At 55.2% G+C, this 13256-nt stretch carries 14 protein-coding genes; 4 read left to right on the top strand and 10 right to left on the bottom strand.

Features of this window, described 5'->3' with window-relative positions:
- The first annotated feature begins 101 nt into the window (after positions 1-101).
- A complete protein-coding gene (locus tag ACQYWX_RS26930) occupies positions 102-344 on the top strand; it encodes a hypothetical protein (protein ID WP_431686989.1) in 243 nt (80 codons plus the stop codon).
- A gap of 438 nt (positions 345-782) precedes the next feature.
- On the opposite strand, the gene ACQYWX_RS26925 is transcribed toward ACQYWX_RS26930, so the two are convergent.
- A complete protein-coding gene (locus ACQYWX_RS26925) occupies positions 783-2270 on the bottom strand; it encodes an AAA family ATPase (RefSeq protein WP_127973604.1) in 1488 nt (495 codons plus the stop codon).
- A 168-nt stretch (positions 2271-2438) separates the two neighbouring features.
- Here ACQYWX_RS26925 and ACQYWX_RS26920 point away from each other — a divergent pair, with 168 nt between their 5' ends.
- Positions 2439-3302, top strand: coding sequence for a phosphoribulokinase (locus ACQYWX_RS26920; protein WP_127973603.1), 864 nt, complete (start codon positions 2439-2441; stop codon positions 3300-3302).
- Positions 3303-3332: 30 nt separating this feature from the next.
- On the opposite strand, the gene rrtA is transcribed toward ACQYWX_RS26920, so the two are convergent.
- The 3 genes from rrtA to ACQYWX_RS26905 all read right to left on the bottom strand — a co-directional run bounded on the left by rrtA (position 3333) and on the right by ACQYWX_RS26905 (position 5553).
- Positions 3333-3923, bottom strand: a complete 591-nt coding sequence (gene rrtA, locus ACQYWX_RS26915; protein WP_431686988.1) for a rhombosortase — start codon at positions 3921-3923, stop codon at positions 3333-3335.
- Between the two features lie 45 nt (positions 3924-3968).
- Positions 3969-4763: an adenosylmethionine decarboxylase gene (speD, locus tag ACQYWX_RS26910; protein ID WP_279506073.1), complete on the bottom strand. Its 795-nt coding sequence runs from the start codon at positions 4761-4763 to the stop codon at positions 3969-3971.
- Positions 4764-5121: 358 nt separating this feature from the next.
- Positions 5122-5553: an OsmC family protein gene (locus ACQYWX_RS26905; RefSeq protein WP_216737678.1), complete on the bottom strand. Its 432-nt coding sequence runs from the start codon at positions 5551-5553 to the stop codon at positions 5122-5124.
- Between the two features lie 537 nt (positions 5554-6090).
- Between ACQYWX_RS26905 and crp the strand changes: the two genes are divergently transcribed.
- Positions 6091-6738 carry a cAMP-activated global transcriptional regulator CRP gene (crp, locus tag ACQYWX_RS26900; protein WP_011399839.1) on the top strand — a complete coding sequence of 216 codons (648 nt, stop codon included), beginning with the start codon at positions 6091-6093 and terminating at the stop codon, positions 6736-6738.
- 71 nt (positions 6739-6809) lie between these two features.
- On the opposite strand, the gene ACQYWX_RS26895 is transcribed toward crp, so the two are convergent.
- Positions 6810-7562: a hypothetical protein gene (locus ACQYWX_RS26895; RefSeq protein WP_216737677.1), complete on the bottom strand. Its 753-nt coding sequence runs from the start codon at positions 7560-7562 to the stop codon at positions 6810-6812.
- A gap of 319 nt (positions 7563-7881) precedes the next feature.
- Complete coding sequence (locus tag ACQYWX_RS26890) at positions 7882-8091, bottom strand: DUF1127 domain-containing protein (protein WP_216737676.1); 210 nt, start codon at positions 8089-8091, stop codon at positions 7882-7884.
- Between the two features lie 86 nt (positions 8092-8177).
- Between ACQYWX_RS26890 and ACQYWX_RS26885 the strand changes: the two genes are divergently transcribed.
- Positions 8178-9068 (top strand): LysR substrate-binding domain-containing protein, encoded by an 891-nt coding sequence (locus tag ACQYWX_RS26885; protein ID WP_431686987.1) that lies wholly within the window; start codon positions 8178-8180, stop codon positions 9066-9068.
- 38 nt (positions 9069-9106) lie between these two features.
- On the opposite strand, the gene trpC is transcribed toward ACQYWX_RS26885, so the two are convergent.
- The 4 genes from trpC to trpE form a co-directional block, all read right to left on the bottom strand.
- Complete coding sequence (gene trpC / locus ACQYWX_RS26880) at positions 9107-9904, bottom strand: indole-3-glycerol phosphate synthase TrpC (protein WP_431686986.1); 798 nt, start codon at positions 9902-9904, stop codon at positions 9107-9109.
- A gap of 10 nt (positions 9905-9914) precedes the next feature.
- Complete coding sequence (trpD, locus tag ACQYWX_RS26875) at positions 9915-10955, bottom strand: anthranilate phosphoribosyltransferase (RefSeq protein ID WP_216737674.1); 1041 nt, start codon at positions 10953-10955, stop codon at positions 9915-9917.
- Positions 10956-11044: 89 nt separating this feature from the next.
- On the bottom strand, positions 11045-11635 hold the full coding sequence (locus ACQYWX_RS26870) for an anthranilate synthase component II (RefSeq protein WP_431686985.1): 591 nt from the start codon (positions 11633-11635) through the stop codon (positions 11045-11047).
- Between the two features lie 52 nt (positions 11636-11687).
- Complete coding sequence (trpE, locus tag ACQYWX_RS26865) at positions 11688-13163, bottom strand: anthranilate synthase component I (protein WP_431686984.1); 1476 nt, start codon at positions 13161-13163, stop codon at positions 11688-11690.
- Positions 13164-13256: the final 93 nt, after the last annotated feature.

The following is a 13256-nucleotide window of genomic DNA, read 5'->3' as shown; positions in this document are numbered from 1 at the left end:
CCAGAGCGCTAGATCCTGCCCCTGCTTTACTTCAGTGGGTTAACTATTGATACGTCTGCATTGCCTAGCGCCCTTCGACAGGCTCAGGGCGAACGGAGTGGGTGTTTGCAAAACTCACTGGCGGCTCTTTTTTTGATATCAGTGGGTTAGCGCTATCTGTCGGCATTTTGATTGGTTTTAGTCGGGAGGCTTTTGTGAATATGAGCGCTGAAGAGCTGGCGGAAAATGACTCAGTAAAGGCAAAATCGGCGCACACAACACTCCTTCAATCTACCACCGTTCGTCCTGAGCTTGTCGAAGGACTTCCCAGAGCGCCAGACCTACTTCAGTGGGTTAACCATTGATACGTCTGTAGTGCATAACGCCCTTCGACAAGCTCAGGGCGAACGGGGTGCATGTTATCAGTGCCCGATTCGCTGGTGTTTCTTGGTTGGGATGGAAGTGTGTATTTGACGAGAGGGGTTCGGAGGAGGTTCGCGTGCTACGGTTAACTCACCATTAATGCGTGTTCGAACAATAACAGACCACCGCCCCTAAACTTCCCCCGTTCGTCCTGAGCCTGTCGAAGGACTTCCCAGAGCGCCAGACCTACTTCAGCGGGTTAACCATTGATACGTCTGTATTGCATAAAGCCCTTCGACAGGCTCAGGGCGAACGGAGTGGGTGGCGTTGCTCTCTGGCGTTTTTGGTTGGTTTTAAGCGAGCAGGTTGAGGTGTAGGGGGATTCGAAGAAAAGGCGGCGGGCCTTGGTTGGCCGCCGCATGTCTGGATCGAGAGAGGGTTTAGTCTGCTGGGACGCAACGGGCGGCGGCCCAGGCGCGTAGGGCCAGCATGTCTTCCGCCATTACGACGGAGAGAGGTTGGGTGTTGCTGATTTCTTCCAGCACCAACTCTGTTGTCAACGGCTGTCCCAGGGCGGCGGCGGAGTAGAGGGCGGAGACAACCGCTTGCTCGATTTCGGCGCCGGTAAAGCCGTCGGTGGACTCCGCCAGTAACTTGGCGTCGAAGTTGGCGGGGGAGAGGCCGCGTTTTTGTAAATGGATGTCGAAAATAATCTGGCGCACGTCCAGAGTAGGCAGATCCACGAAGAAAATTTCGTCGATACGGCCCTTGCGCATCAGCTCTGGCGGCAGCGATTTGATATTGTTGGCGGTGGCGACCAGGAAGACCGGGTGTTTGTTCTCCGACATCCAGGTAAGCAGCGTGCCCAGCACCCGCTTGGATACGCCCTGGTCATTGCCGTCCTGTCCCAGGCCTTTTTCGATCTCATCAATCCACAGTACGCAGGGAGACATCAACTCCGCCAGTTGCAGCGCTTCGCGCATGTTTCTCTCGGTCTCACCGAAGAACTTGTTGTACAGCGCGCCCATGTCCATGCGCAGCAGCGGCAGGCCCCACATTCCTGCGACGGCTTTGGCGGCGAGGCTCTTGCCGCCGCCTTGTACGCCCAGCAGCATAATGCCCTTGGGCGGGTCCAGTTGCGCTTCCGATTTGCCTTCGACGAAAGCGACCCGGCGTTGCTGCAACCATTTCTTCAGCGACTCAAGCCCTCCCACATCGGTGAATTTGGCGGTGTCGTATTCAAAGCTCAACACGCCTTCCATTTCCATCAGCTCGAATTTGGCGCGATTGACTTCAGGAATGTCCGATTGCGTGATGGCGCCGTCATCGAAGATCGCGCCGCGAGCCAGCCGACGGGCTTCTTCGAAGGTGACGCCGGACATGTTGCGCACCAGCTGCTGCAGGGTTTTATTGTCGGTTTTCACCTTCTCGCCATAATGCTGTTGCGACCAGCGGGCGGCCTCTTCGCGCACGATATTGATCAACTGATCCGCGTTGGGCAGGCGCATTTTGAAGTTGGCGCTCAGATGTTTGAGTTCACCCGGAATCTCCAGAGAGTGACTCAGCAGGATCACCGTGTGTCCGTTGTTGCGATGGGTGAGGGCGATGTCCTTGAGCAAACGGATATGTTTGGGCTCATCGTCCAGAAAGGGGTGGTAATCGCAGAGAACAAAGATACTGGCGGTATGGCTGCGTTTGATGTGCTCCAGAATCTTTTCCGGATCTTTCAGCTTATCCTCCTGCTCCAGATCAAAACCGAAACCCATCCGCTTCAGACCGTCCGTGACGGTCCAGGCGAACAGCGGCAGGCTTTTCTTGATCGCCAGACGGGTGACGGTGTCCAGCACCCGGGTTTCTTCATGGCTTTGAATCACTATCAGGGGGATTCGGGAATCAATCATCAGTCCCAGGTCATGTACTTCGGGCATAGGCGCCTCTGCTCTCTGCGGTGTCGTCAAGGTTGTGTTTGTCCTGAAAGCAAGATTACCATAGCCCCAGCCCCGGCATGAACCGCCGCGCGCAGCCAGTTCAGTAAACGCACGGAAACAGTCACGTATAAGGCTCTCCGATTGGAAGCCGTAGAAGGATACGCATTCATGTCCGCCCGCCACCCCATTATCGCTCTGACCGGATCTTCCGGCGCCGGCACTACTACCGCCAGCCGCACTATGCAAAAGATCTTCGTGGAAGAGGGCGTGAACGTCGCGATTGTGGAAGGCGACAGCTTTCATCGCTATACCCGCGAGCAGATGGCGGAGCTGGCCCAGCAGGGGCGCTATGGTCAGTGGAATCACTTTTCTCTGGCCGCCAACCATATCGATAAACTGGAAGAGCTGTTCTGCGATTACGGTCAAAACGGTCAGGGGCGCTTTCGCCATTATATTCATGACGACGATATGGACCTGATCCGGGGCGGCGGCGCGCCGGGCACGTTTACGCCCTGGCAATCGCTGCCCAAGCAGACGGACTGTCTGTTTTATGAAGGACTGCATGGGGGCGTCAGCACTGACGATTACGATATCGCCAGCCATGTGGACTTGCTGATCGGCGTGACGCCGATTGTTAATCTGGAGTGGATTCAGAAGATTCACCGTGACACCCATGACCGCGGTTATAGCCAGGAAGCGGTGGTGGCGACGATTCTCAATCGGATGGAGGACTATGTGCGTTGCATCGTGCCGCAGTTCTCCCAGACCCATATCAACTTCCAGCGGGTGCCGACGGTGGATACATCCAACCCCTTCATCATGCGGGAGATTCCCAGTCATGATGAAAGTTTTGTGGTGATCCGTTTCCGCAACCCCCGGGAAGTGGACTTTCCTTATCTGATCAACATGATCGCCAACGCCTTCGCGTCCCGTCACGATACCCTGGTGGTGCCCGGCAACAAGCTGGCGCTGGCCATCGACCTGATTATCCGGCCCATGGTGCTGGAGATGATCGAGCGCAGTCGGACCTAGCCCTGAAAGCGCTCCAGAGGTGACTGCCTCTCAGCGAAACTTTCCGAGAAAGCGTACGACCACGGCGATGATCACACCGCTGAAATAACCGAGCAGGTGGGCCTGCTCCGCGACAGGACCGCCAATCAGATGCGCAATCTGGCCTTCATCATAATAAGGCGTCTGCTCCCAGATAATCTTGCCGGTGACGCCGACGAACAGCACGATCAACACCCAGCGTGGAAAGCGTCCGCCCCCCAGCACGCCAAGCACAAGCAGTCCGTGTAATACGCCGGATAGGCCGACATAGGTGCGGGTGGTCTTGTAAAACAGCAATAATCCGATGGATATCAAAAGACTCAGGAGCCCCAGATAGAGAGGAAAACGCCAGTTTTTTAAATTGTGGTCGAAAGAGTCGTAAATCAGGTAGGCCGCAACAGCGTTCAGGGCCAGATGAACCCAACTCAGGTGCACGAAATGGCCGCTGATCAAACGCCAATAATCGCCGCTCATGATTTCCGGGCGATTGAAATTGAGCAGATAGCCGTACCAGTGAGAGATGACTTGCATTAAAACAAGAAGGGCTGCGAAAAGCAGCCCAATCTTGTTCAACGTCAGGGATAAAGAAACGCGATTAGTCATTTATGCCTGTTCCGTCGAATGTATACGCCTGTCTTGAAGACTTGATCAATAAGGCATATTGCGAGAATAGAAGATCTCCAGCATTTCCTTTTGCAGACGTTCCCTGATATTGGAGGCTTCGTTGGCGGTCAGCTCGCTGATACCGGTTCCAAACAGATAATTATCCAGGTTGAATTCCTTCAGAATCATCTTGGTGTGGAACAGGTTCTCCTGATACACGTTCACGTCGATCATCTGATAGGCTTCCTGAGTGTCTTCACTGAGGAAGTTCTGAATCGAGTTGATGTCGTGATCGATGTACAGCTTGGCGCCGTCGATGTCACGGGTGAAACCGCGTACGCGGTAGTCGACGGTGACAATGTCGGAATCGAAGCTGTGAATCAGGTAGTTCAACGCCTTCAACGGAGAGATCAGACCGCAGGTGGACACATCGATGTCCGCGCGGAATGTGCTGATACCGTTGTCGGGATGACTTTCCGGATAGGTGTGCACGGTCACATGGCTTTTATCCAGGTGAGCAACCACTGCATCGGGCAGCGGTCCGGGCGACTCTTCGCTGGAGTCGGCCGGCGGGGGCACTTCGTGTTCGGCGATCAGCATGGTGACGCTGGCGCCGTGTGGATCATAATCCTGCCTGGATACGTTAAGAATGTGGGCTCCGATAATTTCCACAACGTCGGTCAGAATTTGTGTGAGGCGCTCGGCGTTATATTGCTCATCGATATAAGCAATATATTCCTGTCGGTGTTTCTCCGATTGCGCGTAGCAAATGTCGTAAATATTGAAACTTAGCGATTTCGTCAGATTGTTGAAACCGTGGAGTTTGAGCTTTTCAGACATCTCAGACCCTCAGTAGATTTGCTGTTCAACACATCGCCGGAAGATCCGGCGCCTACATTCACACAGTGTTCAGACCTGCTCTTCAGACAATCCGGCGAAACCGGAGAATGCGCCGGACGACTGCCCGGAAAAGAGGTCCCGGACGGCATATGTCCCGGCTGCGGAAAAGCCGCATATTATGCAGGCTAAGATAGCCGTTGGATAGTGCAATTTAATGTCGCGTTTATGAGTTTTTCTTATTAAAACCGGGCGAGCGATTATCAACTTCATTAAACGGGCGGCTTATTGCGCCCGTTTAAAGAGTAATCGATGCTGACAGTGTAAATATTTGAGGGCGGTGGAGTTTTTTGAAAGCCGCTTACTGGGCGTCCTCAGGGGCGCGAATTTCAAAGTCGTGGGTGATTTCCACACCGCCTTTTTCCAGCATGATGGAGGCGGAGCAGTATTTCTCTGCGGACAGGTCCACGGCGCGTTTCACCACGGGGTCGCGCAAATCTCTGCCGGTGACGACGAAGTGGATATGAATCTTGGTGAATACGGCGGGAACCGCGTCGGCGCGCTCCGCGGTGATTTCCGCCACACAGTCGGTGACGTCGGCGCGGGCTTTCGTCAGGATGCTCATGACGTCAAAAGAGGTGCAGCCGCCAAGTCCCAGCAACAGCATTTCCATCGGGCGCGGGCCTTGATTCTGACCGCCGTGATCGGGAGGGCCGTCCATCACCACGTCATGGCCGGAGCCGGTCTTTCCGATGAACTTGGCGTCGCCGCCCCAGGTAATGGTCGCTTTCATCTCATACTCCCACTGGATTTTCAGACTCGCTATAGCCGCAACTGCGCGGGGCGGTCAGAGTAGCATAACTCCTTGTCGTGGAAAATATTTCACAAAAGATGGTCTATACTGTGGGTAGTAACCCGCAGTAAAACGCCTGCAGGCGGATATTTACGTCTGATCGCCGCATCACGGTGAAACGAAACAGCTGGCGTCTGGATAACTGAAACATTGAAAGAAAGAAGACTGGCCGGCGAGATAGTCACACTTATGTGATGCAGGCCGCATTGACGCCCCATGACCTCCATCAGGCGCAGGGGGAAGGGCGGGGCGTCTCTTGCCTAAAGTGATTATTCGTGCTTAATTTAAGGAACATCTTGATAATTAAGCGGTTGCGGCCAAGCGCCGATCGGCTTCGGAGCGACTCCAAAGCGCCGGATACCCGAGTCGAAACGCCTGTGATGGTTATTAAACAATTAGAAAAACGTTATACCGAACTCAGCGAAACATCCAAGGCGGATAAGTTTCTGCGCCAAAGGTAATGAATGGGACATTAACATGGTCACGATTGCTAAACCGGTCGAGCATAAAACCAAACATCTGGATTACTTCCTGTCGCAGTGCCATCGTCGCCGCTATCCCAGCAAAAGCACCATTATTTATGCTGGCGATAAGAGCGATTCACTGTTTTACATCGTCAAAGGGTCCGTGACGGTCATCATCGAAGACGACGACGGTCGTGAAATGATCATGGCGTATCTGAACGCCGGAGACTTTTTTGGCGAGATGGGATTGTTCGATCAGGATCAAATGGGCTCTCGCAGCGCATGGGTCAAAGCCAAGACCGAGTGCGAAGTGGCGGAGATCAGCTACACGAAATTTCGTGAAATCGCTCAGGAAGACCCCCGCGTACTGTATTTCATCGGCGAGCAAATGGCCTCGCGTTTACGTCAGACCACCCGGAAAGTGGGAGACCTCGCGTTTCTCGACGTGACGGGCCGGGTCGCGCGCACCCTGCTTGATCTGTGTAAGGAGCCGGACGCGATGACGCACCCGGACGGGATGCAGATCAAAATCACCCGCCAGGAAATTGGGCGCATCGTGGGTTGTTCCCGGGAAATGGTCGGTCGCGTGCTGAAGGCGCTGGAGGACCAGGGGCTGGTGCAGGTCAAAGGGAAAACCATGGTGGTGTACGGCACCCGGTAATTCTCTTCAGACAATTGGAACTACAAAAAACGGCGCAATGCGCCGTTTTTTTTCGCTTAGCCTTTCCTCTGTCACGTCTTTGTGCGACGGGCGGAGAAGCGTAAACCCAGGAGTCCCAGCAATAGAAGAACCAGTGCGGGGGGCTCGGGAACGTTGCGAGGATCGTCCGGGCCGGGGACGTCAAAGATAATGTCGTCGAAGCCAATGCCCGCCGGATCAGTGTTATAGATAGAAATCCCGGCGATATCCTGAAGCCCGCCTTCACGGGCGAAGCCAAAATAGTCCGTGCCGAGACTGGTGGGCATGATGGTGTCCAGGAGCGAACCATCGCGAGCCCAGAATTCAAACACGGCTGATCCGAGGTTGCCGCCCACCGACTGGAATCCGAATTCGGACTGATCGTTGTCGAACAGGATGGCGACGGCGCCTTCGCCGATGGCGTCAAAGTTGGGCCATCCCAGACGTCCGAGACCGGTGAGAACATTGCCATCGGCGCCGTAAGTAAACACGTTGAGATTACGGCCGGCGGCTCCGACCGATAAGGTCAACGCCCCGCCGGTCGGCGTGCCGCTGAGAATATCCGAATTGCCGCTGGTGGAAAGTATTTGGCCGTCAAACTTTTCGGCGAACGAGGCGCCTACCAAGTCAATTACGCCGTCGTAGTTCGTTCCTGGCGCGCCGCCGCCAGCGACGGATTCAAAATCAATGAGGACATTGCCGGAAAGGCTGAAATAATCCACCTGATTGATCATCGCCGCGTGCGTCACGGTCGCCGACAGGAACAGCGCGGAGGTCGCCACATAGGCTTTGAGGTTGGTTTTCATTGTCACTGCACTCCCTAATAAAACAGACGCCTTCAAAGGCATTTATTAATAGCGCGGTGTAAAGCGTTGACGCGGAAGGGCCAACAAGAGTCGTTATAGTTATTGATGCAAACAAGCACGGCGCGCTTGCCTGACAAATAGTAAGTATAGGCGCTCTGCAGTGAATCGGTTAAAAAATGCGCTAAATTTTGCTGGGGAGACGGTAGTCGCCTGTCTGCAATAGAGTTATTTTTGAGCCTGTCAGTGACAGGCGGCTTCCATTGACGCAGCGTCAATGAGTCCGGCGTTCCCTCGCCGGTGAGTGGGAAATCGACAAGGCTCAATTTCTCCAGAAGGGCTTGCTGGTTTCCTGACGGCGATCCTCTTCGGTAATTCCCAGATCCCTGAGCAGGTGGTCATTCAAATTGGCCAGCTCGCGCCGGGTTCGCGCCTGCTTTATCCATCGCTGTGTTAAATTTTTCAGTCTGGTTAGGAAATCTAATGACTCTGCTTGCTGTGCGTTCTGTGCTAATCTGATTGCGGTTTTCATATATGGCCTCCTGTGTTGTAGAAATAGTACGGCGGCTAGACTTGGCGTTAAAACGATATGTCCTAATTCATGGATTAGTAAAACTTATGAGTAGATTGGTTCATCAGTTGAAGTCCCTGTGGGTGTTGGATGTGGTGTTGCGCACAGGCTCATTCACCGCGGCGGCGGAAAGGCTGAATGTGACTCAGTCGGCGGTCAGTCAGCATGTTAAAGCGTTGGAGGCGGAGTTCGGTCCTTTGTTTGAGCGCGGCGCGAGGAGTCTGACGCCAACGCAAACAGCGCTACGTTTGGGCCCGCACCTGCGCAAGGGATTCGATCACCTGGAGGAGGGCGTAGAGGCGATTCGCCGCTGCTGCAACCAGATTACCGTCAGCGTATTGCCGTCTTTCGCCAGCGCCTGGCTGATTCCCCGATTGCATAAGTTCAACGCAGAGTTTCCCGACATTGACATCCGCATCACCATGTCCAACGACGTGGTGGACTTTCGTGACGCCGATGTGGACGCAGGCATACGTTTCAGCTCCCGCACCTTTCCCGAACTGATCGTAAAAGACCTGGCGGGAGAGGAAATCTTTCTCGCCGCGAGCCCGGAATTGGCCAAAGGTATTGGCAACGACCTTCGCGTGTTGAAAGATCATGTGCTGGTGGATTCAGATGCGCCGGACAGCTTCAACTGGAGCGCCTGGAAGAAAGCCGCGGGACATTCTGATCTGGAGCCGCGCCGCCGTATCATCATCTCTGACTCCAGTCAGGTGATTCGTCTTGCCTTGGCGGGACAGGCGGTCGCTTTGGTGCGTAGGATACTGGTGCAGGAAGAGCTGAGCGCGGGACGCCTGGTAAAGCTGTTCGATTTTAGTTTGCAGATAGATCAGCGCTATTTACTGGTCATGCCTACACGTTCGCGGGGTAATGCGGCGTTAAGGCATTTCACGCAATGGTTGCAACAGGAGATTGACGCAGCGTCAGCGCCGCAGTAAGGCGGCGCGTAACAGATAAGAAACGAGCGTGGCTGGGCTTAGAGAAACAGCTCGCGCAATTTCGCCCCGGGGTCTTCCGCCCGCATGAAGGACTCGCCCACCAGGAAGGTATTGACCCGGTGGTGCTGCATCAAGGCCACATCTTCTGGCGTATGGATGCCGCTCTCCGTCACGACGATACGATCTTCCGGGATGCGATCCAGCAGATTGATCGTTGTATCAAGGGAAACGTCAAAGGTGTGCAGGTCGCGATTGTTGATGCCTACTAACGGCGTATTCAACTCCAGGGCGTATTCCAGCTCCTGAGCGTTATGCACTTCCACCAGCACGTCCAGGTCGATTTCTCTGGCTTTGGCGCAGTAGCTCTTCATCTGTTGGGGCGTTAACGCCGCCGCGATTAACAGAATACAGTCCGCATTGAGCAGGCGACTTTCATACACCTGATACTCATCCACGATGAAATCTTTGCGCAGCACCGGCAGAGACGTGGCGTTGCGAGCCTGAATCAGGTACTGATCGGCGCCCTGAAAGAAATCAATATCGGTGAGGACGGAAAGACAGGCTGCGCCGCCTTGTTCATAGCTCTTGGCGATGGCTTCGGGATCGAAGTTTTCCCGAATTACTCCTTTGCTGGGAGAGGCCTTCTTGATCTCCGCGATCACCGCCGGGGCATTGTGCTGAAACCGCTTTTCAATGGCGCGGGCGAAACCGCGCACGGGGCCGGCCCGGTGCAGGCTGTCTTTCAGAACGGACAAAGGCTGGCGCATCTTGCGCGCTTCCACTTCCTGTTTTTTACGGTCAATGATCTTTCTCAGAATCGTAGGCGTGTCGTTCATAGGTTGACCTTTATTCCTCTTCCTTAAAGCAGGCCGAAAAACTGGCCAGCTCTTTTAGTTTAGCAAAGGCCAGCCCGGAACCAATCGCATCCTGGGCCATTTCCACGCCTTCTTGGAAGGAGCGGGCCAGGTCTGCGGCGTAAATCGCCGCCCCAGCGTTCAGGGCGACAATGTCCCGAGCTTTTTGTGACGTTTGGTCCGTCGCTTTGGTCAGCGCTGCTTCAATCAGTTTCAGGCTTTCCTCTGCGCTGGTCACGGTCAGGCCGTCCAGAGAACGGCGCATGATTCCTGCGTCTTCTGGAGTAAGCGTGTATTCGGAGATTTTACCGTCTTTCAGCTCCGCCACGTGGGTTTCACAGGCGAGGCTGATTTCGTCCAGGCCATCCGCAGCGGAGACGACCAGGACATGAGTGCTGCCCAGTCGTTGCAGTACTTCCGCCAGCGGCAGGCACAGCAATGGATTGAACACGCCGATGACCTGCTTGGTCACGCCAGCGGGATTGGTCAGAGGCCCCAGCATGTTGAAAATGGTGCGGATGCCCATTTCCCGGCGCGGCCCGATTGCGTGCTTCATGGCGCTGTGATGGGCGGGCGCGAACAGAAAGCCGACGCCGATTTCTTTGACTGCGCGGGCGACCTGCTCGGAGCTCATGTCCAGGTTGATGCCGGCGGCTTCCAGCACATCGGCGCTGCCGGAGCGGCTGCTGACGCTGCGATTGCCGTGTTTGGCGACTTTACCGCCCGCGGCGGCCACGACAAAGGCGGCGGCGGTGCTGACGTTAAACAGATTGGAGCCATCGCCCCCGGTGCCGCAGGTGTCCACCAGATGCGGATCGTCGATATCGACTTTGCTGGCCAGCTGGCGCATGACCTGGGCTGCGCCGGTGATTTCACCGACGCTTTCGCTTTTGAATCTCAGCGCCACCAAGAACCCGCCAATCTGTGCGGGAGTGGCCTGTCCGGTCATGATCTGCTGCATGACCTCAATCATTTCTTCGGTGGTGAGGTCTTTTCTATCGACAACTTTGGCGATAGCGGCTTTGATATCCATGGCGCAATTCCTCGTAGTTTTTAGACTATGTTGTTTTCTTATCCGGCGCGCAATTAAACCTAAGCTTACGCCGTTGGCTGATATCCGACTTAGCGGCTGACCGATTGCTGCAGGAAGTTACGCAGTAAGTCGTGGCCTTGTTCCGTGAGAATGGACTCCGGGTGGAATTGCACGCCTTCTATCGCCAGTTCCTTGTGACGCACGCCCATGATTTCTTCCAGACCGCCGTCTTCATTCTGGGTCCAGGCGGTGACTTCCAGGCAATCCGGGAGACTGTCCGCGCGGATGACCAGTGAGTGGTAGCGGGTCGCTTCAAAAGGATTGTTGAGACATTTGAATACGCCGATGTCGTTGTGATACACCTTGGAGGTCTTGCCATGCATGACTTTGCCGGCACGAATCACTTCGCCGCCGAACGCCTGACCGATGCTTTGATGGCCCAGGCATACGCCCAGGATAGGAAGTTTACCGGCGAAATGTTTGATCGCCGCGACGGATATCCCCGCTTCATTGGGCGTGCAGGGCCCGGGGGAGATCACCAGGTGCTGCGGTTGCAGCGCCTCAATTTCTTCTATCGTGATTTCATCGTTGCGATAGACGCGCACGTCGGCGCCCAGCTCGCCCAGATACTGCACGACGTTGTAGGTAAAAGAGTCGTAATTATCAATCATCACCAACATGTTCAAACCCTCAAAATTCTGTCTGTGTATTCGCCGTCATGTGATCGCAGGCTCATAGCCCTTTTTGCGCCATAGCCACGGCGCGGAACACGGCGCGGCCTTTGTTGAGGGTTTCCTTCCATTCCAGGCGCGGCACGGAATCGGCGACAACGCCGGCCCCGGCCTGAATATAAAGCGTCTTGTCTTTGATAACCGCTGTGCGAATGGCGATGGCGGTATCCATGTTGCCGTTCCAGGACAGATATCCGATGGCGCCGCCGTAGACGCCGCGCTTAACCGGCTCCAATTCGTCGATGATCTCCATCGCGCGGATTTTTGGGGCTCCGCTCAGCGTGCCTGCGGGCAGGGTGGCGCGCAGTACGTCAATGGCGCTCAAGCCCTGACGCAGTTTCCCGGTGACATTGGAGACGATATGCATCACGTGAGAGTAACGTTCGATCACCATCTTGTCGGTCAGTTCGACGCTGCCGATATCGCTGACGCGGCCGACATCGTTGCGGCCCAGATCGATTAGCATCAAATGCTCGGCGAGTTCTTTGGGGTCAGCCAGCAGCTCTTCTTCCAACGCCTTGTCTTCCGCCTCGGTGGCGCCCCGCTTACGAGTGCCTGCGATAGGCCGCACGGTGGCGACGCCGTCTTCCAGGTGGGCGAGAATTTCCGGGGAGGAGCCGACTACATGAAAATCCCCAAGATCCAGGTGGTACATATAAGGAGAGGGGTTGAGGCAGCGGAGAGAACGATACAGGTTGATGGGCTCGGCGGTGAAGGGGACGGACATGCGTTGGGAGATCACCGTTTGCATGACGTCTCCCGCCAGTACGTATTCTTTTATCTTCTCCACGGCGGCTTCGAAGTTCGGCTGCGTGAAACCGGAAGCGAAATCCTCCTCGGCAATCTGCAGGTCTTGCTGGACATGCAGGTTGTGCTCGGGAATGGGGCGTCGCAATAGCGTTTCCAGTTCATCCAGACGGGCCTGGGCGTGTTCGCTGGCTTCCGTTGCGCCGGGATCGACATGATGAATCAACATCAGGCGGCCGCTCAGGTTATCGAACACCACCAGCTCATCCGACACCATCAACAGAATATCCGGCGTGCCCAGCGGGTCCGGCGGCGTGCTTTTAGCCAGCTTCGGTTCAATGTAGCGAATGGTGTCGTAGCCGAAGTAGCCCACCAGTCCGCCGTTGAAACGGGGCAGGCCGTCTACGTCCGGCACTTTGAAACGCTGCTGGAAGGTTTCGATATAAGCCAGCGGGTCTGCGCATTCAGTGGACTCGACGAGCGCATTGTCTTCATAGAAATTGATCTGATGGCCGTGAACTTTCAGCACGCTGCGACAGGGCAGGCCAATGATGGAGTAGCGCCCCCATTTATCGCCGCCCTGAACGGATTCCAGTAAGTAGGTGTAGGGCGCGTTGGCCAGTTTCAGATAGGTGGACAACGGGGTGTCCAGGTCCGCCATTACTTCGCGGACGACCGGTACGCGGTTATATCCCGCCTGATGATAGGCGGCCAATTGTTCGGGTGTCATGATGAATCTCGCCTCCGAGCTCGAATAAGCTAAGCACTAAAATACAAAGATTTGAAATATAGGCATGCCGATGAAACGGCAAAAAAAGATGTG

The sequence above is a fragment of the Hahella sp. NBU794 genome, from assembly GCF_050749805.1.
GTDB lineage: Bacteria > Pseudomonadota > Gammaproteobacteria > Pseudomonadales > Oleiphilaceae > Hahella.
This window is presented reverse-complemented; position numbering and strand designations above follow the sequence as displayed.